The organism is Burkholderia sp. Bp9099, from assembly GCF_003857805.1.
Taxonomy (GTDB): domain Bacteria; phylum Pseudomonadota; class Gammaproteobacteria; order Burkholderiales; family Burkholderiaceae; genus Burkholderia.
Window position 1 is genome coordinate 34,586 of sequence record NZ_QTPU01000035.1, and the last position, 24,541, is coordinate 59,126.

25 protein-coding genes are annotated in these 24,541 nt (G+C 68.2%); 10 read left to right on the forward strand and 15 right to left on the reverse strand.

The features are described from left to right. Position 1: 1 nt before the first annotated feature. From DIE17_RS31230 to DIE17_RS31250, 5 genes are all read right to left on the reverse strand, one after another. On the reverse strand, positions 2–1,093 hold the full coding sequence (locus DIE17_RS31230) for a porin (protein WP_124921579.1): 1,092 nt from the start codon (positions 1,091–1,093) through the stop codon (positions 2–4). A 220-nt stretch (positions 1,094–1,313) separates the two neighbouring features. Beyond that, positions 1,314–2,036 carry an SDR family NAD(P)-dependent oxidoreductase gene (locus DIE17_RS31235; RefSeq protein ID WP_124921580.1) on the reverse strand — a complete coding sequence of 241 codons (723 nt, stop codon included), beginning with the start codon at positions 2,034–2,036 and terminating at the stop codon, positions 1,314–1,316. After that, positions 2,014–3,135 carry a 2,3-butanediol dehydrogenase gene (locus DIE17_RS31240; protein WP_124921581.1) on the reverse strand — a complete coding sequence of 374 codons (1,122 nt, stop codon included), beginning with the start codon at positions 3,133–3,135 and terminating at the stop codon, positions 2,014–2,016. Before DIE17_RS31240 ends, DIE17_RS31235 begins: the two co-directional genes overlap by 23 nt. Position 3,136: 1 nt before the next feature. Further along, positions 3,137–4,447, reverse strand: a complete 1,311-nt coding sequence (locus DIE17_RS31245; protein WP_124921582.1) for an MFS transporter — start codon at positions 4,445–4,447, stop codon at positions 3,137–3,139. Between the two features lie 18 nt (positions 4,448–4,465). Continuing rightward, entirely contained in the window at positions 4,466–4,999 is a 534-nt protein-coding gene (locus tag DIE17_RS31250) for a 2,4'-dihydroxyacetophenone dioxygenase family protein (RefSeq protein ID WP_044846474.1), read from the reverse strand. Positions 5,000–5,176: 177 nt separating this feature from the next. Between DIE17_RS31250 and DIE17_RS31255 the strand changes: the two genes are divergently transcribed. After that, positions 5,177–6,139: a helix-turn-helix domain-containing protein gene (locus tag DIE17_RS31255; protein WP_124489006.1), complete on the forward strand. Its 963-nt coding sequence runs from the start codon at positions 5,177–5,179 to the stop codon at positions 6,137–6,139. 92 nt (positions 6,140–6,231) lie between these two features. Here DIE17_RS31255 and DIE17_RS31260 read toward each other — a convergent pair whose 3' ends face one another. The 4 genes from DIE17_RS31260 to DIE17_RS31275 all read right to left on the reverse strand — a co-directional run bounded on the left by DIE17_RS31260 (position 6,232) and on the right by DIE17_RS31275 (position 11,489). Next, positions 6,232–7,821, reverse strand: coding sequence for a GMC family oxidoreductase (locus DIE17_RS31260; protein WP_409410401.1), 1,590 nt, complete (start codon positions 7,819–7,821; stop codon positions 6,232–6,234). A 187-nt stretch (positions 7,822–8,008) separates the two neighbouring features. Beyond that, on the reverse strand, positions 8,009–8,977 hold the full coding sequence (locus tag DIE17_RS31265) for a helix-turn-helix domain-containing protein (protein WP_124921584.1): 969 nt from the start codon (positions 8,975–8,977) through the stop codon (positions 8,009–8,011). A gap of 584 nt (positions 8,978–9,561) precedes the next feature. Then, a complete protein-coding gene (locus DIE17_RS31270; RefSeq protein ID WP_124921585.1) occupies positions 9,562–10,509 on the reverse strand; it encodes an aldo/keto reductase in 948 nt (315 codons plus the stop codon). Between the two features lie 359 nt (positions 10,510–10,868). Then, on the reverse strand, positions 10,869–11,489 hold the full coding sequence (locus DIE17_RS31275; RefSeq protein WP_044846469.1) for a LysE/ArgO family amino acid transporter: 621 nt from the start codon (positions 11,487–11,489) through the stop codon (positions 10,869–10,871). A 106-nt stretch (positions 11,490–11,595) separates the two neighbouring features. On the opposite strand from DIE17_RS31275, the gene DIE17_RS31280 reads away from it, so the two are divergent. Next, complete coding sequence (locus tag DIE17_RS31280) at positions 11,596–12,489, forward strand: LysR family transcriptional regulator ArgP (protein ID WP_124524112.1); 894 nt, start codon at positions 11,596–11,598, stop codon at positions 12,487–12,489. A 60-nt stretch (positions 12,490–12,549) separates the two neighbouring features. Here DIE17_RS31280 and fnr read toward each other — a convergent pair whose 3' ends face one another. From fnr to DIE17_RS31295, 3 genes are all read right to left on the reverse strand, one after another. Then, positions 12,550–13,296, reverse strand: coding sequence for a fumarate/nitrate reduction transcriptional regulator Fnr (fnr, locus tag DIE17_RS31285; RefSeq protein WP_044846467.1), 747 nt, complete (start codon positions 13,294–13,296; stop codon positions 12,550–12,552). Positions 13,297–13,486: 190 nt separating this feature from the next. Further along, positions 13,487–13,954, reverse strand: a complete 468-nt coding sequence (locus DIE17_RS31290) for a universal stress protein (RefSeq protein WP_124489012.1) — start codon at positions 13,952–13,954, stop codon at positions 13,487–13,489. 359 nt (positions 13,955–14,313) lie between these two features. Beyond that, positions 14,314–14,724, reverse strand: a complete 411-nt coding sequence (locus DIE17_RS31295) for a DUF3005 domain-containing protein (RefSeq protein WP_044846465.1) — start codon at positions 14,722–14,724, stop codon at positions 14,314–14,316. 279 nt (positions 14,725–15,003) lie between these two features. On the opposite strand from DIE17_RS31295, the gene DIE17_RS31300 reads away from it, so the two are divergent. Together DIE17_RS31300 and epsC are read left to right on the forward strand one after the other, a co-directional pair. Beyond that, positions 15,004–15,237 carry a hypothetical protein gene (locus tag DIE17_RS31300; RefSeq protein WP_044846464.1) on the forward strand — a complete coding sequence of 78 codons (234 nt, stop codon included), beginning with the start codon at positions 15,004–15,006 and terminating at the stop codon, positions 15,235–15,237. A gap of 135 nt (positions 15,238–15,372) precedes the next feature. Then, entirely contained in the window at positions 15,373–16,293 is a 921-nt protein-coding gene (epsC, locus tag DIE17_RS31305; protein ID WP_124524118.1) for a serine O-acetyltransferase EpsC, read from the forward strand. A 179-nt stretch (positions 16,294–16,472) separates the two neighbouring features. Here the strand turns inward: epsC and DIE17_RS31310 are convergent, their stop codons facing one another. The 3 genes from DIE17_RS31310 to DIE17_RS31320 form a co-directional block, all read right to left on the reverse strand. Then, positions 16,473–17,276 (reverse strand): SDR family oxidoreductase, encoded by an 804-nt coding sequence (locus tag DIE17_RS31310; RefSeq protein ID WP_124524120.1) that lies wholly within the window; start codon positions 17,274–17,276, stop codon positions 16,473–16,475. Further along, the gene (gene folE, locus DIE17_RS31315) at positions 17,276–17,905 is read right to left on the reverse strand and encodes a GTP cyclohydrolase I FolE (RefSeq protein ID WP_044846461.1); all 630 of its coding nucleotides are present in this window, start codon (positions 17,903–17,905) and stop codon (positions 17,276–17,278) included. The genes DIE17_RS31310 and folE overlap by 1 nt, the downstream gene beginning before the upstream one ends. A 101-nt stretch (positions 17,906–18,006) precedes the next feature. Further along, positions 18,007–18,933: a LysR family transcriptional regulator gene (locus tag DIE17_RS31320; protein WP_124489016.1), complete on the reverse strand. Its 927-nt coding sequence runs from the start codon at positions 18,931–18,933 to the stop codon at positions 18,007–18,009. A gap of 117 nt (positions 18,934–19,050) precedes the next feature. Here DIE17_RS31320 and pobA point away from each other — a divergent pair, with 117 nt between their 5' ends. The 6 genes from pobA (at position 19,051) to pcaC (ending at position 24,461) form a co-directional block, all read left to right on the forward strand. Further along, the gene (pobA, locus tag DIE17_RS31325) at positions 19,051–20,283 is read left to right on the forward strand and encodes a 4-hydroxybenzoate 3-monooxygenase (protein WP_124489017.1); all 1,233 of its coding nucleotides are present in this window, start codon (positions 19,051–19,053) and stop codon (positions 20,281–20,283) included. 145 nt (positions 20,284–20,428) lie between these two features. Beyond that, a complete protein-coding gene (locus DIE17_RS31330) occupies positions 20,429–21,145 on the forward strand; it encodes a 3-oxoacid CoA-transferase subunit A (RefSeq protein ID WP_124489018.1) in 717 nt (238 codons plus the stop codon). A 15-nt stretch (positions 21,146–21,160) separates the two neighbouring features. Further along, a complete protein-coding gene (locus DIE17_RS31335) occupies positions 21,161–21,817 on the forward strand; it encodes a CoA transferase subunit B (RefSeq protein WP_012365076.1) in 657 nt (218 codons plus the stop codon). 88 nt (positions 21,818–21,905) lie between these two features. Beyond that, a complete protein-coding gene (locus DIE17_RS31340) occupies positions 21,906–23,279 on the forward strand; it encodes a 3-carboxy-cis,cis-muconate cycloisomerase (RefSeq protein ID WP_124489019.1) in 1,374 nt (457 codons plus the stop codon). Continuing rightward, on the forward strand, positions 23,279–24,064 hold the full coding sequence (gene pcaD, locus DIE17_RS31345) for a 3-oxoadipate enol-lactonase (protein ID WP_124489020.1): 786 nt from the start codon (positions 23,279–23,281) through the stop codon (positions 24,062–24,064). Before DIE17_RS31340 ends, pcaD begins: the two co-directional genes overlap by 1 nt. Before the next feature lie 10 nt (positions 24,065–24,074). Further along, complete coding sequence (pcaC, locus tag DIE17_RS31350) at positions 24,075–24,461, forward strand: 4-carboxymuconolactone decarboxylase (protein ID WP_044846455.1); 387 nt, start codon at positions 24,075–24,077, stop codon at positions 24,459–24,461. The last annotated feature ends 80 nt before the right edge of the window (positions 24,462–24,541 follow it).

Genomic DNA, 24,541 nt, shown 5'->3' on the forward strand with positions numbered 1-24,541 from the left:
ATCAGAACCGCGTACTGAACCCGATCCGCGCGACCGACTGCAGCGCGCCGCTCGACGCGCCGTTCGCATCCATCACGCCGTTGATCTGCGCGTTGCTGCCGTGGCTTGCACGCTGATGCACGCCCGCGACATACACCATCGTGCGTTTCGACAGCCAGTACTGGACGCCGGCCAGGAACTGGTGCGCATGCGCGTTGTCGAGCGTGTCGTTGCCCTTCATGTACGTGTAGCTCGCCCCGATCACCCAGACCGGCGACGGATGCCACGCGGCGCCGGCTTCCGCCGACCACGCGCCCGCGCCGTTCCACGCGTTGCGCACGGTCGTGAAGAGCGCCTTCGCCGTGACCGTGCCGAGCGTGTAGTGCGCGCCCGCGCCCCAGTTGCGCACGGTGGTGGCCGGCAGCCCGCCCGCCGCGCCGTACTTCTGGTTCGTATAGGCCGCGCCGGCGCCGAACGGGCCGTTGTCGTAGCTCGCGCCGACGCTGACCGTATTGTTCGCGCCGACCGATCCCGCGACGTTGCCGAAGCCGTACAGCGCGCCGAAGGTCAGGCCCGAGATCGACGCGCTCGTGTACTTCACGGCATTCGCGACGCGGTTGCTGCCCGCGACGCGATCCCAGTCGAATGCGCCGGTCGGGTTGTTCGGCAGCGCGAGCTTGTCGAACGGGCCGTTGCGAAAGCCGTACAGCCCGACGAGATCCTGCGCGATCTCGTTGCCGCTCGCGGCCAGCGCGTCGACCATGAACTCGTACTGGTTGCCGAGCGTGAGCGTGCCGTAGCGGTCGTTCTGCAGCCCGACATAGGCCGTGCGCGCGAACAGGCCGCCGCCGATCATCGATCCGTTCGCGAGCGAGAACTGATTGACGAGCCGGAAGATCGCGCGCGTGCCGGCGCCGAGGTCCTCCTTGCCCTCGAAACCGAGCAGGTTCGGGAAGAAGATGTTGTCGTCGAATTTCGCGTTGCCGTGGCCGCCTTCGTTGCTCACGTAGCTGAGGCCGGCGTCCAGCAGCCCGAACATCGTCACGCTGCTCTGCGCGAACGAGGCGGCCGGAATCGTGCAGGCCGCGAGGGCCAGCAAGGTCTTTTTCGTCATCTCCAAAGTGCTCCTCACATGTCCGGTCACGCCGGAATATTTTTGATTGGACTACTGATTGATATGAAGATAGTGAAACGTGCAACGGTCGATCGGGTCGCGCCCGGAAACAGGAGCCGAAAGCAGGAGCCGAAAACGTAAGCCGGAGACGGCACGCCGGCATTCCGGCACGCGGACACCGACGCACACCTCCTGCGCCGATGCCCTCGCGCGCCCGGCGCTAGACCGTCGAATACCCGCCATCCACCGGCACGATCGCGCCGGTGACGAACGATGCGCCGGGCGAGCACAGGAACAGGATCACGTCCGCGACCTCGTCGGCCGTGCCCCAGCGCGCGAGCGGCGTGCGATCGAGAATCCGCCGCGACGCCTGCGCGTCGGCCATCAGCCCGCTGCTGAGTGGCGTTTCGATCCAGCCGGGCGCCACCGCGTTCACGCGGATGCCGCGCTCGGCCCACGCCTGCGCGAGCGAGCGCGTCAGTTGCGCGATGCCGCCCTTGCTCGCGCTGTATGCCGGGCGATCCTTGCTGCCGAAGTACGTGTACATCGACGCGACGTTGACGATGCTGCCGCCGTTCGCCGAGAGTGCCGGCAGCGCGGCGTCGGACGCCCGCATCACCGACGTCAGGTTCACGTTCAGCACGAGTTCGAACTGGTCCATCCGGTATTCGTCCGCGTGCCGGCTGATGCCGACGCCGTTGACGAGCACGTCGACGCGCGGCAGCGAGCGGATCCGCCGCGTCAATGCTGCGTCGTCGGTCACGTCGAGCTCCACGCAGCCGATGCCGGGATGCACCGGCGCATGCGGGCCGGCGGCATCGAGCCCGAGCGCGACGACCGACGCGCCCGCTTCCGCGAAATGCCGCGCGGTGCGCGCGCCGATGCCCGACGTGCCGCCCGTGACAACGACGGTCTTGCCGTCAAACGACCAGGGGCGGCTCATGTTCGATGCTCCCGACGGTGTGAACACGGCGCGCATGCCGGCGCGATGGTGCAACCAGGATCTTGATCTGCGCGCGATCGGCGAGCAGCGCGTCGAAGCCGTCGCCGACGGCGTCCTCGAGCGAGACGGTGCGCGTGACGATCGACGTGAGATCGAGCGCGCCCGACCCGATCAGCCGCAGCAGGTCTTCGTACACGTGCCGGTAGCCGACGCTCGCCGTGAAGGTCAGCTCGTCGTTGACCGCGCGGAACGCATCGAAGCCCGCATGCGGCATCAGGCCGACCATCACGAGGCGGCCGCCCTTGCGCAGCCCCTGCATCGCCGCCTCGAACGTGGCCGGCAGGCCGGCCGCCTCGAAGCTCACGTCGACGCCGAGCCCGCCCGCTGCTTCGCGGATCGCGTCGCGCAGCACCGGGGCGTCGAGCGAGCGCGCATCGAACGCATGCGTCGCGCCGAAGCGCGCGGCCGCCGCGAGCCGCTCGGGCGACACGTCGACCGCGACGATGGTCGTCGCGCCCTGCAGTTTCGCGAGCATGATCAGCAGCAGGCCGATCGGCCCGAGCCCGAACACCGCGCAGGTGTTGCCGAGCCGCAGCTCGCCGCGCCGCAGCGCGTGCAGCGCGACGGCCGCCGGTTCCATCACCGCGGCCTGTTCGAGACTGACGTCGTCGGGCAGGCGGTGCAGCATGTAGGCCGGCACGACCGCGAAATCGGCCATTCCGCCGTCGCCCATCAGGCCGGCGAAACCCATCGACACGCACAGGTTGTACGACCCCGCGCGGCAATACGCGCACTGGTGGCAGTGATACTCGGGCTCGACCGCCACGCGGTCGCCGGGGACCAGCGTCGTGACGCCCGCGCCGACTTCGACGACGGTGCCGCAGAACTCATGACCGAGCGTCAGCGGCGCGGTGCGGCCGGACAGCGGATGCGGCGCGTCGACGGGAATCGCGTGCGGGCCGTCCGCGTATTCGTGCAGGTCGCTGCCGCAGATGCCGCAATACGCGACCGCGATGCGAACCTCGCCGGGCCCGGCGCGCGGCGTGTCGAGATGGACCAGGCGGATGTCGAGCGGGCCGTGCCATTGAAGTGCGCGCATGTCAGCGTCCTCCGAGGTTTTGCGTATCGAGACGGGGAGCGGCATCGGCGCGCGCGCGCTTGCGCAGCACCGCGGGCGCGGTTTCGACCAGGCCGAACGACAGCACGCACGCGAGGATCGCGCCGGCGGCCGACGTCCACATCGCGAACTGCAGGCCGTACTTGTCGGCCGCGAAGCCCGCGACGGTCGGCGCGACGAAGCCGCCGATCAGCTCGCCCGCGCCCATGATCAGGCCGAGCGCGCTGGCGATCGCGCGGGGCGGCACCGTTTCGGCCGGGATCGTCGCCATGAACAGCGTGAAGCAGCCGAGGCCGGTGTACGTGACGAACACGAGCGCGCCGAGCGCCCAGAGCGAATCGACGTGGATCATCACGACCGGGCAGGCGGCGGCGATCAGCGCGAACGCGATCATCGTCGGCTTGCGACCGATCCGGTCGGAGATCGCCGGCACCGCGAAGCCCCAGAACACCCACGCGGCGCCGAGGCACGTCATCACGACGCCCATGTCGGCCGGGGACAGGTGGCGGCTCTCGACGAGGAAGACCGGCGCGAACGAGATGATCACGATGAACCACGTGAGGAAGAAGCAGCTGATCAGCACGCAGAGCAGGATGTTGCGCTCCTTCAGCAGCGCCCAGCGGTCGATCGCGGCGCCGCCGGCCGTCTGCGTACCGTGCGTGGCCGCGCCTTCGGCCTGGGCGCGCCGTACGCCGCCGGGCGGCACCTCGCGCACCCGGCGCCAGATGCAGAACGCGATCAGGAAGCCGGGCACGCACGACACGTAGAACGCCTCGCGCCAGCCGTAGGCGGTCGCGATGCCGATCACGACGGGCGGGCCGATCATCGCGCCGAGCAGGCCGGCGGCCGAGCCCTGCAGCAGGCCCATGTTCAGCCCGCGGCGGCTCGGCGTCGAGCTCTCGACCATCAGCGATTGCGACAGCGGCAGCACGGGGCCCTCGGCGATGCCCATCAGCGCGCGGAACGCGATCAGGCTCGCGAAGCCGCCGACGAGCCCCGACAGCGCCGAGCATACGGAAAAGCCGAGCACGGCCGCGATCAACAGCGGCTTGCGCGTGCCGCGCGCATCGGACCACGCGCCGGTCGCGGCGCCCGACAGCGCCCACGTGAGCGCGAGCGCGGACGACACCATGCCGAGCTGCGTGTTCGACAGGTGCAGCTCGGCCGACATGAACGGGAACAGGAACGACAGCGCGAGGCGGTCGAAGAACACGAAGCCGAACGTCATGAACAGGATCAGCAGCAGCCTGTTCTCGTACGTCCATGCGAGTTTGGGGGAAGGGCGGGATGTCATGGGCGGCCTCGTCGCGCGTCAGCGGAACAGCTTCTCGATCGCGTGCGCGCCGAGGCCGACCTTCTCGTAATGCGCCTTGCACATCGCGATGTACGAATGCACGTCGAAGTAGCCGTCGGGGTTGCCTTCGTCGTCGAGCCAGATCAGCGGGCCCTTGACGATGAAGAACGCGCGCATCGGTTCCGGATGATCGAACGCGACGAGCGTGTGGCCTTCGCCGGGCGTTTCATACACGAAATCGCCGCGCGTCGCGGTCCATTCGTGCTCCAGGTAGCCCCACTTGCCGGACAGCGTGTAAGCGAACACCTCGTGCGGGTGGTAGTGCCGGTTCACGAGCCCGGCTTCCTTCGCCATCAGGATGTCGCACCATTTGTTCTGCGACGGCGAGATCCACAGCGGCCGCGACGAAACCGTTTCGGTGAACGGAACGTAATAGCGCGCGTCCTCGGTCGCCGCGTTCGGGATGTACGCTTCCGGCAGCGCATCGGGCTTGAACGGATTGGCAATCGGCGCGATGTTTTGCCAGAATTCGGATACGGCTTGGTCGACCACGGTTCGTCTCCTTGTGGTTAGGTGTCGTGGGGTCGACTTTAGCCAGCCGGTGCGCGCCGCTCTTGACTGGGCTGGACGAATTGCTTGATCCGGCCGGACATCGCACCGCAACAACAACCAGACGCACCATCCCCCAATCCGTGCCGCTCCGCACGACAGGCGCCCGCAGGAGGCGACGTGACGAATTCGACCGTTCTTTCATGCACGCGCGGCTCGACGGCCGACGTGCCGGTGCGCGACCGGATGGCCTACTGGGATGCGTTCAACGCCGCGACGCTGGTCGGCCTGCGCTGCTCGTCGCTGTCGCCGGCCGGGCTCGAGGTCGAGAAGACCGATCTCGCGCTGCCGGGGCTCGGCGTGGCCGACATCAGCGGGCGCGATCACGTGATCGAGCGCAGCCCCGCGCTGGTGCGCCAGTTGCCGAAGGAGTCGCTGTTTGCGTGCCAGATCCTGAGCGGTCGCGCGTATTTCATCCAGCGCGAGCGCTGCCTGCTCGCGGAAGCCGGCGACATCGTCGTGTACGATACGCGCGTGCCCTATCTGTTCGGATTCCTGACGCCGATGCGGCAATTGCTGATCGATATCCCGATTGCCACGTTCGACGATCGATTCGACGCGGAGCTGGCGGCGCTGCCGTTGCGGATCGCGCCGAAACCGGGTGCGGGCGCGATGCTCGGCGCGACACTGCGCGCGAGCGTCGAGCGCTTCATGAAGGCGCCGGTCGAAGACGACGCCGCGCGCTTCGTCGAACACACGCGCATGCTGGTCGCGGAACTCATCGACGCCGAAGTGAACGGCGCAGGCGCATCGCGCGCGTCGCTGTCGTACCTGCTGACCGCGAAGCAGTACATCGCGACCCGTCTCGGCGATCCGGAGCTCGGGCCACAGGCGGTGGCCGATGCGGTCGGGCTGTCGTTGCGGCACCTGGGCCGGCTCTTCGCGGCCGAAGGCGAGTCGATCACGCAGCACATCTGGTCCGAGCGGCTGACGCATGCGCATCGCGAGCTGACCGACGCGCGCCTGCGCAAGACGAGCATCGGCGAGATCGCGTTTCGGTGGGGCTTCTCCAGCCAGGCGCACTTCAGCCGTGCGATTCGCGAGCGCTACGGTGCGTCGCCGATGGCGCTGCGCAGCGCTTGACGCTGAAGCAGCGGAACCGATGCCGACGCGGCGCGCGGCTCACGCGCTGCTTTCGTTTTCATTGCATGCCGGTCGCGGCGTGAGTCGCCGCGTCACTCCGCGAGCATGAACTCGGCACAGCGTTCCGCGATCATGATCGTCGGCGCGTTCGTGTTGCCCGATACGATGCGCGGCATCACCGATGCGTCGCAGATCCGCAATCCGTCGATCCCTTGCACCGCGAGACGCGGCGTCACGACCGCGGTTTCGTCGCTCCCCATCCGGCAGGTGCCGGCCGGGTGATAGACGGTTTTCGCGCGGTGCCGCACGTAGTCGGCCAGCGCGTCGTCGGTCAGCGCTTCGGCTTCGCGGACGATGCGGGCGAGCGACGGCGCGCGGATGATCTTCCGGGCGAGCGCGACGCCGCGCACGAGGCCGTCGACGTCCGCCGGATCCGACAGTGCGCCGCTGTCGAACCGGATCGGCGCGGCCGGATCGTTGCCGCGCAGTTGCACCGAGCCGCGCGAACGCGGCCGCAGCAGGCACGGATTGATCGACAGGCCGTGGCCCGGCAGCGGTTCGCGATCGACGTCGCCGACGAGCGTCGGCAGCACGTGGAACTGGATGTCGGGGCGGCCGCTGCCGGTCGTATCGACGAACGCGCCGGATTCGACGACGTTCGACGTCAGCAGGCCCGTGCGGGTCAGCATCCATTGCAGCCCGTGCCGCAGCGCCTTCAGCCCGCGATCCTCGCCGAACAGGCTGATCGGCGCGTGGCTGTAGCCGTAGATCGAGACCTCGAGATGGTCCTGGAAATTCGCGCCGACTTCCGGGCTGTCGTGCAGCACGTCGATGCCGTATGCGCGCAGGTGCGCGCCGGGTCCGATGCCCGACAGCATCAGCAGCTTCGGCGTACTGAGCGCGCCGGCGGCGAGTACCACGTCGCCGCGCGCGGTGGCCGAGCCGGTCGCGCCGTTCTCCATCCGCCATTCGACGCCGGTCGCGCGCCGGCCGTCGAAACGCACGCGGGTCACGCGGCAGCCGGTCAGCACGCGGAGGTTCGGGTGGCCGAGCGCGTCGGCGAGATAGGTCGCCGCGGTGCTGCCGCGCTGCCCGTCGAAAATCGTCGTGTGGTAGAAGCCGGCGCCGTGCTGCGCGGCGCCGTTGAAATCGTCGTTGTACGCGATGCCGGTTTCCTGCGCGGCCTTCACGAACGCGAGGCTCAGCGGATGCCGGAAGCGCGTGTCGCCGACCTTCAGCGGCCCGTCGGTGCCGTGGAACGGCTCGGACAGCCGCAGGTGCGACTCGGCGCGCTTGAACACCGGCAGCACGTCGCTCCAGCGCCAGCCCGTGCAGCCGAGCGCGGCCCATTCGTCGTAGTCGGCGCGCGCGCCGCGCACGTACAGCATCGCGTTGACCGAACTGCCGCCGCCGAGCGTGCGGCCCTGCGGCACGTAGGTCCTGCGTCCCGCCGCGCCGGCCTGCGGCTCGCTTTCGAACGTGACCGTGCGCTGTGTGCCGAGCACGCGGATGAACGTCGCCGGAATCCGGATGAACAGGTTGTCGTCCTTCGGGCCGTCCTCGAGCAGCAGCACGCGCCTGCCGGCCTTTACCAGTCGATGTGCCACCGTGCAGCCGGCCGAACCGCCGCCGACGACGATATGGTCGTACGTCTCCATCCCGCTTTGTCTCCTCGCTGTCAGGCGGCGGAACGAGCACCGCCGCGCAGGAAGCCAGCTTAGCGACGGGCGCGTGTCCCCGTTTGACCGGCGCGGACGCCGGGTTTGCTTCGCGCGGACACGGCGGGGCGCCGCTGCGGCTCATGCAGCGATCTCGTTGCGCTGACGGTTGGCCGTGGATTGCGCAGCGGGAGAACCCGGCGACGAGCGGCTAGCGCGGGTTGCCCGGCGCGCGCGTGTCGCTCGGCGTCTCGCCGAAGCGCGCGCGATAGCTGCGGCTGAAGTGCGCGCTGTTGTTGAAGCCCCAGCGGAACGCGATTTCGCTGACCGTGAGGTGCTTCAGCGATCGGTCGCGCAGGTCGGCGCGGCAGCGTTCGAGACGCCGCGCGAGGATGTAGCGCGTGAGCGGCATCCCTTCGATTTCGAAGATGCGCGCGAGCTGGCGCGGCGACAGGTTGATCGCGCGGCTGACCGACCGGGTATCGAGATCGTCGTCGGCGAGATGGCTGTCGATGAATGCCTTCGCGCGCGACAGCGTGTGGACGGTCGACTTGGTCGGCGACGCGTCGCCGTCGCGCAGCCGCAGCATCGACTGCATCAGGTCGAGCATCGCGGCGGCGCGCCGTTCGCGCGCGTCGGGCATCGATTCGTGCGGTTCGGCGAGCAGTGCGTAGAGCTGCCGCGCGGCCCACGACGTGACGCCGTCGTCGCGGTCGATCTTGACGACGCTGCGATGGCGCCACGGGCCCACGTGCGCTTCGAACACGTCGCGCGGCACGTCGAGCACGGTCATCGCCATGTTCGCCGGAAAGCCGTGACCGTACGGCATCGACGTGTCGTACAGCACGATGTCGCCGGGCGCATGCTGGATGCACTCGACGTCCTGGAACGTATAGCCCTGCCCTTCGTGCATCAGGCACACGAACACGGCGTCGCGCGGGTCCGCGTGGATGTTGTGCGGCGTGCGCACGACCGCATGCCGGTTCGCGACGATGTCGCACACCCCCAGCAGCCCCAGGTCGCGCTTGCGCAGCGACGCGTCGATGCCTTCGGACGATTTACCGCTGCATTCGATGCGCACGAGCGAGCGGGCGACATGGTCGACCCAGAAGTCGACGCGTTCGTCGCCGCGTACGGCGCGCGTCGAGATCGACACGATTCCCGTGCTGATGTCCGGCATGACGTCCTCCCAATGACCGCCCGAGCGGCGCAGTCTCGGATACGCCGGCGGGCGCGGTCAATCGGTGAAAGACCCGGGGCGGGCCCGGGATGCGCTTGCGGCGGCGCGTTGCGGCCGGATGTCCGTGTGAGTCAACGAATATGGCCGGGAAAGGCAAAACGTGCGGGCGTGTTCGGGGTATGTTGTTCGGTTCGGTTCGAACGGTAAGACGCGAGGCTGCTTCGTTATACGGAATAAAAGTCGCGTGCCGCCGGATTGTCTCGTTGAAGCTGCGCGGTGGTCGCGTGATTCATCGAGCTCGCATCTCGCGCGCTGGCGAAGCGATGGCGGTATGCATGTTTGCGTGCCGCCGATGACCTGGGGGCAGCGGTGTGTCGTGGATTTTTTTCGTTGTGTTGGAGCAGAAGCGCGTGTTGTCGGATCGTCTTGCCGAAACCGCGCGCCGGTCGAGTGATTCGCGGCGCTCTTCCCGCGCGCGCGGCGTGAGCGATGCCGACGTCCCTGTTCGCGTCACCCGCGCCTCGCACCGGCGGCTTGAAGCGCGAAACGCCGCGATTCAAGCCGTCATCTGCTTGTACGCGACGTCAGACCGCGCTGGCCGCGTCGATCTTCCGAATGTCCTCATCGTCGAGCCGCACGCGAATCGCCTCGCCGAGCAGCGCGAGCTGTTCGAGCGACGTCGCGCTGGCGATCGGCGCGGTGATCGTCGGCCGCGCGATCTGCCATGCGAGCGCGATCGCGGCCGGCTGCGTGCCGTGCTTCGCCGACACATCGTCGAGCGCCGCGAGAATGCGCAGGCCGCGCGCATCGAGATAGCGGGAGACGCGATCGCCGCGCACGCTCTTCTTCAGGTCGGCCTCGCTGCGGTACTTGCCCGACAGGAAGCCGCTCGCGAGCGCGTAGTAGTTGACGACGCCGAGCTGCAGGTCGCGCACGACCGGTTCGAGATCGTGCTCGTAGTCGGCGCGGTTGATCAGGTTGTATTCCGGCTGGATCACCTGGTACGCGGGCAGGCCGTCGCGCTTGCTGATGTCGGCGGCTTCGCGCAGGCGCGCGCCGCTGTAGTTCGACGCGCCGATGATGCGCACCTTGCCCGCGTCGATCAGCGTCTGGTATGCGGCGAGCGTTTCTTCGAGCGGGGCCGTGTCGGCCAGATCGCGGTGCGAAAAATACAGGTCGATGTAGTCGGTCTGCAGGCGGCGCAGCGAATCGTCGGCGGCCTTCAGGATGTTGTCTTTCGTGAGGCCCGCACGCGCGTCGAGCAGGCCGACCTTGGTTGCGATCACGACCTGGTCGCGCTTGCCGGAACGCTTCAGCCACTTGCCGATGATCGTCTCCGATTCGCCGCCGCGGTTGCCGGGCACCCAGGCCGAATAGACGTCGGCCGTGTCGATGAAGTTGATGCCGGTGTCGGCGAGTGCGTCGAGCAGCGCAAACGATGCGTTTTCGTCGACGGTCCAGCCGAAGACGTTGCCGCCGAAGGCGAGCGGGGAAACCTGGATGTCCGAGGTGCCGAGGGTGCGTAGTGCCATGTTGCTCTCCGGAATCTGAAGGGTGACGGGTTGGAACGACGGGATTGGCCGCGATGAATGCGACGGGACGGCGGTCGGGTGAAGCACGTTCGCCGTTGTCGCGGGACGCTGGAACATTCTCGCCGATCGACCGGATTCGTGCAGCGGGCGCGCGGCCGTGAAGACGGAGGAATTGCCGCGGACGGCGGACGCATCGTCTGCTGCGTGGGTCATTCGTGCCGCCGCGTTCGATCGGGAACCGAATTTTGTTGCGGCCGGGCGCGGCAACGGGAGAGACGGGCGGAGCTGGCCGCTTCGCCGCAGCGGAACGAAAAGCGGGCGGCAAGTTGCCGCCCGCGATCGATCATTCACCGAGCCCGTTATCGCAACTGCACGGCCGCCAGGAACAGCACCATGCTGCCGATCGCGCCGTCCAGCACGCGCCACGCGACGGCCTTGCGGAACCACGGCGCGAGCAGTCGCGCACCGTATCCGAGCCCGAGGAACCACACGACGCTGACCGACATCGCGCCGATCGCGAACGCCAGCCGCGTGCCTTCCGGCTCTCGCGCACCGGCCGTGCCGATCAGCAGGAACGTATCGAGATACACGTGCGGGTTGAGCCACGTGAACGCGAGCGTCATCAGCACGATCGCGACCGCGCTCTGCGGCGGCGGCGCGACGGCGTCGCCGCGCACGTCGAGCGTTGCGTGTCCCGGCTTGAACGCGCGACGCAGCGCGTTGAAGCCGAACCATGCGAGATACGCGAGGCCGACGTACAGCACCGCGTGGACGAAGGTCGGATAGCGTTCGACGAGGACCGACGCGCCGCCGACGCCCGCGCCGATCAGGATCATGTCGGACAGCGCGCACAGCAGCACGATCTTGCCGACATGCGAGCGCATGATGCCTTGCCGGAGCACGAATGCGTTCTGCGCGCCGATGGTGACGATGAGCGACCCGCACAGGGCGGCGCCGTGGGAAAAAGCGATCCAGTTCATGATGGGGAGCGGTGACGCAGTAGACGGGTGAATCGGTTGGCGCTAGTCTGCGATGAGCTCGAACATAAGAGAAGCTAATTCACCTAATGCAGATTAAGGAAATCTAATGCTCGACTACGCATTGCTCGATGCCCTCGCGGCGGTGATCCGGCACGGTTCGTTCGAGCGGGCGGCCAAGGAGCTGAACGTCACGCCGTCGGCGGTATCGCAGCGCGTGAAACTGCTGGAGGAGCGCGTCGGCAGCGTGCTCGTCAAGCGCGGGCAGCCGTGCGTCGCGACGACGTCGGGTGCGCTGCTGTGCCGGCATACCGAGCGCGTGCAATTGCTCGAGGCCGAACTGGGCGGCCGGATGCCCGCCTTGCCGGGCCAGATCGCGAGCGCATGGCCGACGTTGCGTGTCGCCGTCAACGACGACAGCGTCGCGACCTGGTTCATCGATGCGGTCGGGCCGTTCTGCACCGAGCGCGAGACCTTGCTCGACCTCGTGATCGACGACCAGGACCATACGGCCGCGCGAATTCGCGATGGCAGCGTGCAGGGCGCGGTGACCGCGCAGGCCGAGCCGATCCAGGGATGCCGGTCGACGCGGCTCGGGCGTATCCGCTATCGCGCGGTGTGTTCGCCGGCGTTTTACGCGCGCTATTTTGGTGCGGGCATCACGCGCGATGCGCTGCGCCGCGCGCCGTGCGTGATGTTCAATTCGAAGGACGGCTTGCAGGCGCGCTTCGTCCGGCGCGTGACGCGCGCGGATCTCGATCCGCCGCAACACTGGATCCCGCACGTCGCGGGCTACCTGCGCGCTTGCGAAACGGGGCTGGGATGGGGGATGTGCCCGGACCGGATGGTCGATCGCCAACTGGCGGCGGGCGAACTGGTCGACATGTCGCGCGGGCGGACCGTCGATATCGATCTGTACTGGCAGAGCTGGCGCCTGTCGATCGGCTGGCTCGACGACTTCAGCGCGGCACTGAAGGCGCGCGCCGCGCTGTTTCTCGACTGATCGAGGCGGGCGCGGCGAATGGCGGCCGGCGGCGGCGCGCAGGTCACGCGCCGCGCGGGGTCAGACGTGGTGCAGGCCGTCGAAGTCGACGATCTGCACGAGGCGGCCGTGCATTTCGATCAGGCCGCGCTTCTGGAACTTCGACAGTGTGCGGCTGACCGTTTCGAGCGTCATGCCGAGGTAGCTGCCGATGTCTTCGCGCGTCATCCGCAGGTTGAATTCCGACGGCGAGTAACCGCGCTTCAGGTAGCGTGCCGACACGTCGAGCAGGAATGCGGCGACGCGCTCTTCGGCGTTCAGCGAACCGAGCAGCATGGTCTGCGACGTTTCGCGCACGATCTGTTCGCTCATCAGCTTGTGCATGCGCAGCTGCATCGTGCCGGCTTCCGAGCACAGCGACTTGAGCGCGCTGTACGGAATCACGCAGACCGAGCTGTCTTCCAGCGCGACCGCGGTGCGCGGGTGCGTGTCGTCGCAGATACCGTCGAGGCCGAGCGCCTCGCCCGCGAGGTGCAGGCCGGTGACCTGCTCGCGGCCGTCGTGGCGCGTGGCGACGGTTTTCAGCGAACCCGAGCGCACGGCGTACAGGTTGTCGAAGGTGTCGCCTTCGCGGAACAGCGCTTCGCCGCGCTTGACCGGGCGTGCCGCGCAGATGACCGATTCGAGGCGGCTGAGCGCGTCGGGTGCGAGGCCCTGCGGCATGCACAGGTGCCGCATTGCGCACGACGAGCAGTGCGGGGCCTGGCGGGGCGCCCAGGTGCCTGCATGGGACGGTACGGCGGGGCGTGTGGCGACGGGCGTCAACATGATCGTTTACTCCGGCATTGAATCGACGGAATCATTGTCCCACCGCAAGTTGCCGCTGTCGGGCGACAAAACGTCGCGACCGCGCGCACATGCCGCGGGCATTGCAGCGGCCTGCGTGCAGGCACGCCGCTGCGCGTGCGCGCCGCGCCGCGCACGCCGATGCCGATGCCGATGCCGATGCCGACACCGCTCAGCCTTCCTGATCGTCCGTATGCGCGGCGGCCGGGATCAGCAGCACGGGCAGCGTCGCATGCCGCACGCACTGTTCGGCGATGCTGCCGAGCACGAGGCGACGGAACCCGCGGCGGCCGTGCGTGCCGAGCACGAGGAGGTCGGCGCCGAATGCTTTCGCACCGTCGAGGATCAGCGTCGACACGTCGTTGAGCGACGACGCCTCGCTCGTCAGCGTCTCGCCCTTCACGCCGGCCGCCTGCATCAGCTTCCTGAAATCCGCCGCGAGCGCATTGCCTTGCGCGATGAGCTGATCGCGCAGCACGGACGGGTCGTAGCCCGGCACGTTGTAGTAGATCGCGGCGTTTTCGACGACGTAGAACGGCTGCAGTTCGGCACCGTGCTCCTTTGCGAGCGCGAGGGCGGCGTCGAACGCGTGGCGTGCGGTGTCGCTGCCGTCGATGGCAACCAGAATGCGCTTGTACATAGTGTCTCCGAGTGGCGGATTGAACGGAAGTCGGCCGAACGGCCGTGCGTCGCTGCGAGGCAGGGTAAACCAACGGCGGGGACTTTGCAGCGACGTGCCGGCGGTCGCGAATGGGCATTGAATCGCATCCGTATCGCGAGGACGTGACTTCGATCAATGCCGATGCATCGGCGTCGTGAAATCCCGCGTGCCGAACCCGAACCGGGCGCCGATATCGATTCCGGCGCCGATTCGGAAGATCGCACCGCCTGCGCACCGAGCGACCGGCCGGCGCGCGAACGCGCACGCCGGTCCGCCGCCATCGGCCGTCGGCGCCCTTCAACCCGCCGATCGAACGATCGATTCAAACGCTACGTGCGTTACCGCGGCACCGCGGTGATTTCGATCACCCGTTCCGGCCGGCGTCCGTGGCCGGGCCAGTGCGCGCTGCCGTACATCCGGTGAACCGGGCCGTACGGCGCGTCGCCCGCGTGCGACGGCGCGTCGAACCCCTTCTCGATCACCATGTAGCCGGCCCGCAGCGCGAACGCCGGATGATTGCCGCCCGGCCGGCTGTCGAAGCCGGCGAAGCCGTCACCGGCCTCGGGCATCGCGTTGACGAGCGACGCGTTGCTGCCCGTGATCTGGTCGGGCGGGAAGGGGTTGCCGCTCGCGAGACGCGCCGCCTCGCGATTCTTGCCGTCGGTGTCGACGGTGCTGTCGTGCGTGTCGTCGTTGTCGAGTTCGATGCTGCGCGGATGCGCGGCGTGCGCTTGAGCTGACGTTTCCATCACGGCTCTCCTGGCGGCGTAGCGCTCCGGATCGAAGCAAATCCCGTTCCGGGCAAGACGGGAAAATGGTGCGCGGGCGATCGCCGCGGTCGCGCGGCGCGCACTGATTTGTCATGATTTATTTCAGCTAGAACACCCGTTTTCTACAGAGTATGATTCTTTTCCTGCGAAGCGGCGACAGGGGATGCAGTACGCGCCGACTCTGCCCGCACCGGGCGCCGCAGCACCCTTAGAGACGGGTAGCGAACAACAAGCAAAGGGACTAGAGGTGGCGGATTCATGCAAGCGACTACTGCCTTCACGCACCGCGGTTATCTGTTGAATTGCGCGCCCGCGCGCGCCACTGACGGGTCGTTCAAGCCCTACGTCGTGATCTCCCGATCGAGTGACGGGGAACTCGTCGCGAACCGTTTTTTCCCGAGCGAGCTCCAGTTCAACGACGAAGGCGACGCGATCGCGCATGCGCGCGACTGGGCCGTGCGCTGGATCGACGCGAGCAGCGTCACGATCTGACGCCGTCGCGCGGCGGCAGCGGCGGCCGTCCGGCCGATCCCCCGGCGTGCCGCTGCCCGGCGAAAACGCGGTAATCTTGCGGAACCCGTCACTTTATTAGCGGCCGTGCGATCGCGCGGCTGCCTGCATTGGCATATGTCGACATCACCCGCCCGTCAGTGGGGCCTCGAAGAAATCGTTGCCGGCTTGCGCGAATCGCGCGAGGAACTTCACCGCACGCGTCATCCGCGCGGCATCCGCGAGCTGCCGTCGCGCGACGCGATCTGCAAGATCGTCACCGGCCTGCGTGCGTCGATGTTCCCGACGCACTACGGCGCGCCGGATCTGACCGACGAAAGCGTCGACTACTACGTCGGCCACACGCTAGAAAGCACGCTGCGGATCCTGTCCGAACAGATCCGCCGCGCGCTGCCGTTCCTGCCGGAGCATGCGGACACGCCATTCGCGGAACTCGACGAACGCGCGTTCGAGATCGCGCGCGAGTTCGGCCGGCAGTTGCCGGCGGTTCGCGCGCTGCTGGTCAGCGACATCCAGGCCGCCTACGCGGGCGATCCGGCCGCGCAGCACATCACCGAGATCCTGCTGTGCTATCCCGGCGTGTTCGCGATGATGCACCATCGGCTCGCGCATGCGCTGCACCAACTCGGTGTGCCGCTGCTCGCCCGTTTCATCAATGAAATCGCGCACTCGGCCACCGGCATCGACATTCACCCGGGCGCGCAGATCGGCCCGAGCTTCTTCATCGATCACGGCACCGGTGTCGTGATCGGCGAAACCGCGATCATCGGCGAGCGCGTGCGCGTGTACCAGGCCGTCACGCTCGGCGCGAAGAGCTTCCCGGCCGATGGGGACGGCACGCTGGTGAAGGGCAACGCGCGGCATCCGATCGTCGAGGACGACGTGGTGATCTATGCGGGCGCGACCATTCTCGGCCGCGTGACGATCGGGCGCGGCTCGGTGATCGGCGGCAACGTGTGGCTTACGCACAGCGTGCCGCCCGGCACGAGCGTCGCGCAGGGCAAGGTCCGCGAAGGCGGCAGCGGCGAGAAGCCGTAACGCGGCGCGCGAACGGCGAAACTGTCGTTCGCGCGGCGCAGGCGCAGGCGCAGGCGCAGGCGCAGGCGCAGGCGCAGCGAAGGCGAAGGCGAAGGCGAAGGCGAAGGCGAAGGCGCGCGCCGACACCCGCATACCGATGTGCCAAGAGGGTGCACGGCTGCCGCCGCACCCCCGCTTCGTCAGTGCTTGCCGGCCGGCGAGCGATGCTTGTAGAGCACGTCCTGGTCGACGCGGATCAGGTTCTGCCCCGCATCGACGACGAAATCCACGCCGTTGTACGCGCTGCCCGTCAGCAGCAGGATCGCGCTCGCGACGTCGTCGGGGCCGGCGATGCGCGCGAGCGGCGTCGACGCGCGGCTCGCGTGTTCGAAGTCGGCCTGCGTCTGGTCGTCGCTCGGCAGCATCAGCCCCGGGAACACCGCATTCACGCGCAGCACCGGCGACGACGACAGCGCGAGCATCTGCGTGAGGTTGCCGAGCGCGGCCTTCGCGACCGTGTAGCTGAAATGGTCGCGGTGGAAGTTTTCCTTGATCTTCTGGTCGACCACGTTGACGACGACGCCCTGCGTGCCGGCCGCGCGGGCCCGTTCGTAGAACGCGCGCGTGAGCAGGATCGGCGCGCGGCAGTTGACGGCCCAGGCCTGGTCGAATGCCGCAAGGTCGAAGCTCGGGAAATGGTCCTGCCAGAACACCGACGCGTTGTTGACCAGCACGTCGAGGCGGCCGAAGCGCGCATAGACCTGGTCGATCAGTGCGGTGATCTGCACGGCATCCGACAGGTCGGCCTGCAACGCGACCGAATCATGCCCGCGTTCGGCGATCGTGCGGGCGGCCGCCTGCGCGGCATCGGCGGAGCGGTCGTAATGGACCGCGGTGCGATAGCCGTGCGCGGCGAAATACTCGGCGAACGCGCGCCCGGCCCGGCGCGCGGCGCCGGTCACGAGCACGACCGGCGCGTGTGCCGCTTGCTTCGTGGACTGCATTACGTATTCGTCAGGTTGACTGAAGAAGGATTGGCGACGATCGACAGGAATTCGCGCCGCGTCGACGGATCGGTGCGGAACGTGCCGAGCATGCGCGACGTGACCATTTCGACGCCCGGCTTGTGAATGCCGCGCGTCGAGATGCACTGGTGCGCGGCTTCGAGGATCACGCCGACGCCCTTCGGCTGCAGCACGTCGAACAGCGTGTCGGCGATCTGCACGGTCATCTTTTCCTGGATCTGCAGGCGCTTCGCAAACGCGTCGACGAGACGCGCGAGCTTCGAGATGCCGACCACGCGATGGTTCGGCAGATACGCGACGTGCGCGCGGCCGATGATCGGCACCATGTGGTGCTCGCAGTAGCTCTCGAAGCGGATGTCCTTCAGCACGATCATCTCGTCGTAGCCGTCGACTTCGCTGAACGTGCGCGCGAGGATGTCGCGCGGTTCCAGCGCATAGCCGGCGAAGAACTCTTCGTATGCGCGCACGACGCGCGCCGGCGTGTCGAGCAGCCCTTCGCGGGCGGGATCGTCGCCGGCCCAGCGCAGCAGCACGCGAACGGCATCCTCCGCTTCTTCGCGGCTCGGCCGGGATGCGGCCGGCTCGGGCCGCGCGTTCTTTTTACCCATCTAGTCGCTCCATCGAATGCGGCCGCCTGCGGCGGCGCGGATATCCGGTCATTGTTTCATGCTTTCGCGGGTCGTGCGTGCGGCCTGCCGCACACCCCGCGTCACTTCGGCCACTCGTCCTGCTCGTCGTTGAACAGCGACGCGACGACGCCGCGCAGCCACGCGGTGCGCGGGTCGTTGTGGAACTTGCGATGCCAGTGCTGCTTCAGGTCGAAGCGCGGCAGCGGCACCGGCGGCTCGACCGGCACGATGAACGCGTGCTCCGCCGCATACGCATAGCCGATCGCGTGCGGCACCGTCGCGATCAGGTCGGTGCGGCTCAGGATGAACGGCAGGCTCATGAAGTGCGGCGTCTCGAGCACCGCGCGGCGCTGCATGCGCTGCTTCGCGAGGTATTTCTCGAGCACCTCCTGGCTGCGCCCTTCGGCGCGCACCACCGCATGCCCGCATGCGAGGAACTGCTCGGCCGTGAACGGGCGCGCCTGTTCGAGCGGATGGCCGCGCCGCATCAGGCAGACGAACCGGTGTGTAAACAGACGCTGCTGGAAGAAGTTGTTGCCGTCGAGATCGGGGAAATAGCCGACCGCGAGATCGATCGAGCCGGCTTCGAGGCCGCGGCCGACTTCGTCGTGCGCGAGCGAGACCGAGCGCAGGTTCGCGTGCGGCGCGCGCGTCGCGAACGCCTGCAGCAGTTTCGGCAGGAACACGATCTCGCCGACGTCCGACAGCGCGATCGAGAACGTATGCGTGCTCGCCGCCGGATCGAAGTCGTGCGGCGCGACGAGGCCGCGCTCGATCTGCGCGAGCGCATCGCGCGCGGCCGGCAGCAGCGCGAGCGCGCGCGGCGTCGGCTCCATCCCGCGCGACGTGCGCACGAACAGCGGATCGCCGAAATACTCGCGCAGGCGGCCGAGCGCGGTGCTCACGCGCGGCTGGCTCACGCCGAGCAGGTCGCCGGCGCGGCTGACGTTGCGCGTGTCGTCCAGCGCGACGAGGTACGGAATCAGGTTCAGATCGAGCGTTTCCATCACGGGAGCCAGTATCTTCAAAGCGTATACAACATATCTCCTGAATCGCGTTGCTGCATAGTCGGGAAAGCGCTCAAATGGGTTCCATTACTCGAACCAATGTTCAGGAGACGAACAATGCGCACCCAGGTCGCCATCATCGGCGCCGGTCCGTCCGGCCTTTTGCTTTCCCATCTGCTGCGCCTGCAAGGCGTGGATTCCATCCTCGTCGAGGCGCGTTCGCGCGAATATTGCGAGAACCGCATCCGCGCCGGCGTGCTGGAGCAGGGCACGGTCGATACGCTGAACGAAGCCGGCCTCGGCGAGCGGATGCGCCGCGAAGGGCTCGAACACCACGGCATCGAGCTGCTGTTCTCGGGCCAGCGCCATCGCATCGACCTGAGCGCGCTCACCGGCGGGCGCGCGATCACCGTCTACAGCCAGCACGAAGTGGTGCGCGACCTGATCGCGGCCGGCGTCGAGCACGGCCACGCGATGCATTTCGAAGTGAGCGACGTTGCGCTGCACGATGTCGAGAGCGAGCGCCCGTTCGTCACGTTCAAGCATGCCGACGGCCGCGAAGACCGCATCGACTGCGACTACATCGCCGGCTGCGACGGCTTTCACGGCGTCGCGCGGCAGACGATTCCGGCCGAGCGGCTGAACACGTTCGAGCGCGTCTATCCGTTCGCGTGGCTCGGCATCCTCGCCGACGCGGCGCCGTCGCTCGACGAACTCGTCTACGCGCATCACGACAACGGTTTCGCACTGTTCTCGATGCGCTCGCCGACGGTCACGCGCCTCTACCTGCAGTGCAAGCCCGACGAAGACCTCGCCGAATGGTCCGACGCGCGGATCTGGGACGAACTGCACACGCGCTTCTCGAACGACACCGGCTGGACGCCGACCGAGGGCCGGATCACGCAGAAGAGCGTGACGCCGATGCGCAGCTTCGTGTCGGAGACGATGCAGCACGGCCGCCTGTTCCTCGCCGGCGACGCCGCGCACATCGTGCCGCCGACCGGCGCGAAGGGGATGAACCTCGCGGTGGCCGACGTCCGCGCGCTGTCCCGCGCGCTCGGCGCCCGCTACCGCAACGGCGACGCGACGCCGCTCGAGCGCTACTCGGCGACCTGTCTCGAACGCGTGTGGCGCGCCGAGCATTTCTCGTACTTCATGACGAACATGCTGCATGCGTCGCCGGAGGACTCGCCGTTCGTCAATCGCCTGAAGTTTGCCGAGCTGAAGTACGTGACGCGCTCGCGGGCCGCCGCGCAGTCGCTCGCCGAAAACTACGTCGGCCTGCCGTTCGACGACCAGACGCCCCCCGAGGGATCCCGCCTTGACAACGCGCTGTGCGCGACTCTATGATCGGCCCATCGTTCGCTAATCGAATCTCGGTTCGATAAGCGAACAAATGCCGAAGGTCGACGACGGCCTTCGACGCGGCACGCGACACGCGCGTGTCCCCTCGACAGGCCGCGCATCGAGCCGCGGGTTCGTATCAGGAAGAGACATGGTCAACAAGATTTTCGAATCGCTTCAATCGGCGGTCGCGGACGTCCACGACGGCGCGACCATCATGATCGGCGGGTTCGGCACGGCAGGCATGCCGTCCGAGCTGATCGACGCGCTGATCGAGCAGGGCGCGCGCGGCCTGACGATCGTCAACAACAACGCGGGCAACGGCGAGACCGGCCTCGCGGCGCTGCTCAAGGCGAAGCGGGTGCGCAAGATCATCTGTTCGTTTCCGCGCCAGAGCGACTCGCAGGTGTTCGACGCGCTGTACCGCGCGGGCGAGATCGAGCTGGAGCTCGTGCCGCAGGGCAACCTCGCGGAGCGGATCCGCGCGGCGGGCGCCGGCATCGGCGGCTTCTTCACGCCGACCGGCTTCGGCACGAAGCTCGCGGAAGGCAAGGAAACGCGTGTGATCGACGGCAAGTCGTACGTGTTCGAGACGCCGATCCACGCCGATTTCGCGCTGGTCAAGGCGTACAAGGGCGATCGCTGGGGCAACCTCGTCTATCGCAAGACCGCGCGCAACTTCGGGCCGATCATGGCGAGCGCCGCGAAGGTCGCGATCGTGCAGGTGTCGGAAGTCGTGCCGCTCGGCGGGCTGAACCCGGAACACATCGTGACGCCGGGCATTTTCGTGCAGCGCGTCGTCGAAGTGCCGCAGGCCGCGCACGCGGCCGAGCTGGCTGCCGAACATGCTGCATCGCAAGCTGCCTGACCGAGGAGACCCGACATGAAACGACTGACCCGCGATGAAATGGCCAAGCGCGTCGCCCAGGACATTCCCGAAGGCGCGTACGTGAACCTCGGCATCGGCGTGCCGACGCTGGTGGCGAACCACCTCGACCCGAGCAAGGAGATCTTCCTGCACAGCGAGAACGGCCTGCTCGGCATGGGCCCGGCGCCCGCGCCCGGCGAGGAAGACGACGAGCTGATCAACGCCGGCAAGCAGCACGTGACGCTGCTCACCGGCGGCGCGTATTTCCACCACTCGGATTCGTTCGCGATGATGCGCGGCGGCCACCTCGACTACTGCGTGCTCGGCGCATTCCAGGTGTCGGCGAACGGCGACCTCGCGAACTGGCATACGGGCGCGCCGGATGCGATTCCGGCCGTCGGCGGCGCGATGGACCTCGCGATCGGCGCGAAGCAGGTGTTCGTGATGATGGAGCACCTGACGAAGCAGGGCGAGAGCAAGATCGTCGCGCAGTGCTCGTATCCGGTCACCGGCGTGCAATGCGTGAGCCGCATCTACACCGATCTCGCGGTGCTCGACGTGACGGCCGACGGCCTCGCGGTGAGCGAGATCTTCACCGACCTGTCGTTCGACGAACTGCAGAAGCTGACCGGCGTGCCGCTGATCGACGCGACGCGCAAGGCCGCGGCCTGACCGGCAAGCGTGCCGGCGCGCGCGATCCCGCGCACGCCGGCACGCTTGGGTAGACAATAAGCGCACGCCGTTTCCCCAATCTGATGCCATGCTCGAAGACAGCGCCCGCCTGACCTCCCTCATTTGCGGCACCGAGCCGCTCAACCGGATCTGGTCGCCCCGCGCGACGATCCAGCGGATGCTCGACGTCGAGGCCGCGCTCGCGCGCGCGCTCGCCGCGCAGCAGGTGATTCCCGCCACCGCGGTCGCGCCGATCGAACGCGCGTGCGACGCCGGCCGGCTCGACGCCGACGCGCTCGCGCACGGCGCGGCGCTCGGCGGCAATCTCGCGATCCCGCTCGTCAAGCAGCTCACCGCGCAAGTGAAGGCCGACGACCCGGAGGCAGCGAAGTTCGTGCACTGGGGCGCGACGAGCCAGGACATCATCGATACCGCGACCGTGCTGCAGCTGCGCGACACGCTCGACGTGCTCGAGCCGCTGCTCGACGAAGCGTGCGCGTCGCTCGCGACGCTCGCGCGCACGCATCGTGCGACGCCGATGATCGGCCGCACGTGGCTGCAGCAGGCGCTGCCGATCACGCTCGGCCTCAAATTCGCGCAATGGCTCGACGCGCTGCTGCGCCATCGCGCGCGCTTCGCCGAATTGCGTGCGCGCGCACTGGTGCTGCAGTTCGGCGGCGCGGCCGGCACGCTGGCGAGCCTGCGCGAGCACGCGGCCGGCGTGAGCGCCGCGCTCGCGGCCGACCTGCGGCTCGCGCTGCCGGCCGTGCCGTGGCATACGCAGCGCGACCGCATCGCGGAAGCCGCGTCCTGCTTCGGGATGCTGACCGGCACGCTCGGCAAGATCGCGCGCGACGTGTCGCTGCAAATGCAGACCGAAGTCGGCGAGCTCGGCGAACCGGCGGCCGCCGGCAAGGGCGGCTCGTCGACGATGCCGCACAAGCGCAACCCGGTCGGTTGCGCGGCCGTGCTGACCGCCGCGGTGCGCGCGCCGAATCTCGTCGCGACCGTGTTCGCGGGGATGGTCCAGGAGCACGAGCGCGCGCTCGGCGGCTGGCAGGCCGAATGGGATGCGCTGCCCGACCTCGCGCGTCTGACCGGCGGCGCGCTTGCGCAGATCGCGCAGATCGTCGCGGGCCTCGACGTGAACACCGAACGCCTTGCCGCGAACCTCGACCTGACGCACGGGCTGATCCTCGGCGAAGCCGTGATGCTCGCCCTTGGCGACCGGATCGGCCGGCTCGATGCGCATCATGTCGTCGAGCATGCGTCGAAAGAAGCCGTGCGCACCGGTGCGACGCTGTTCGACGTGCTCGCCGCCGATGCGACCGTATCGGCTCACCTGTCGCGCGACGCGCTCGCGCGGCTGCTCGATCCCGCACATTACGTCGGCGAGGCGCAGGCCTACGTCGACGCCGTGCTCGCGCTGCACGCGGGCACGACACAACCAGGAGAACACTGATGCCTTTCGCCACTGTCAACGGCGTGAAACTGCATTACCGGATCGACCGTGCCGCGCGCGACGACGCGCCGTGGCTCGTCTTCTCGAACTCGCTCGGCGCCGACCTGCAGATGTGGGCGCCGCAGATCCGCCCGCTCACGCAGCACTTCAACATCCTGCGCTACGACACGCGCGGCCACGGCCATTCCGAAGCACCGGCCGGCTCGTACACGGTCGACCAGCTCGCGGGCGACGTGATCGGCCTGCTCGACCACGTCGGCATCGAGCGCGCGCACTTCTGCGGGATCTCGATGGGCGGCCTGACCGGCGCCGCGCTCGCCGCGCGTTTCCCGTCGCGCATCGTGCGCGCCGTGCTGTCGAACACCGCCGCGAAGATCGGCTCGCCGGAAGTGTGGGCGCCGCGTGCGCAGAAGGCGCGTGCCGAAGGGATGGCCGCGCTGGCCGACGCCGTGCTGCCGCGCTGGTTCACCGACGCATTCGTCGAACGCGAGCCGCGCCTGTTCGACGCGATCCGCGACACCTTCGTGCATACCGACAAGGACGGTTACGCCGCGAACTGCGACGCGCTGAACGCGGCCGACCTGCGCGAGGAAGTGAAGGGCATCGCGCTGCCGGTGCTCGTCGTGACCGGTGCGAAGGACATGTCGACGCCGCCCGACCAGGGCCGTGCGCTGGCTGCTGCAATTCCGGGCGCGCGTCACGTCGAATTCGACGCCGCGCACATTTCGAACATCGAGTGCACCGACGGCTTCAACCGCGCGCTGCTCGACTTCCTGACCGCGTGAGGCACCGACGATGGACGACCAGCAACGTTATGAAGCAGGGATGAAGGTGCGTCGCGCGGTGCTCGGCGACGCGCACGTCGACCGTTCGATCGAGAACCGCACCGAAGTGACCGACGAATTCCAGAACCTGATCACGCGCTATGCGTGGGGCGAGATCTGGACGCGAGACGGCCTGCCGCGCCATACGCGCAGCCTGCTGACCATCGCGATGATGGTCGCGCTGAACCGCGGCGAGGAACTCGCGCTGCACCTGCGCGCCGCGCGCAACAACGGCGTGACGCGCGACGAGATCAAGGAAGTGCTGCTGCAGACCGCGATCTATTGCGGCGTGCCGGCCGCGAATTCCGCGTTCCATCTCGCGGACAAGATCTTCAAGGAACAGGATGCGGCCGCCTAGGCGCGGCTGAATCACACGGCCGGCGCGCGCCGGCCGTGACCCGATCGCGACGCCTGCCACTGCCGGCCGGTGTCGACGAT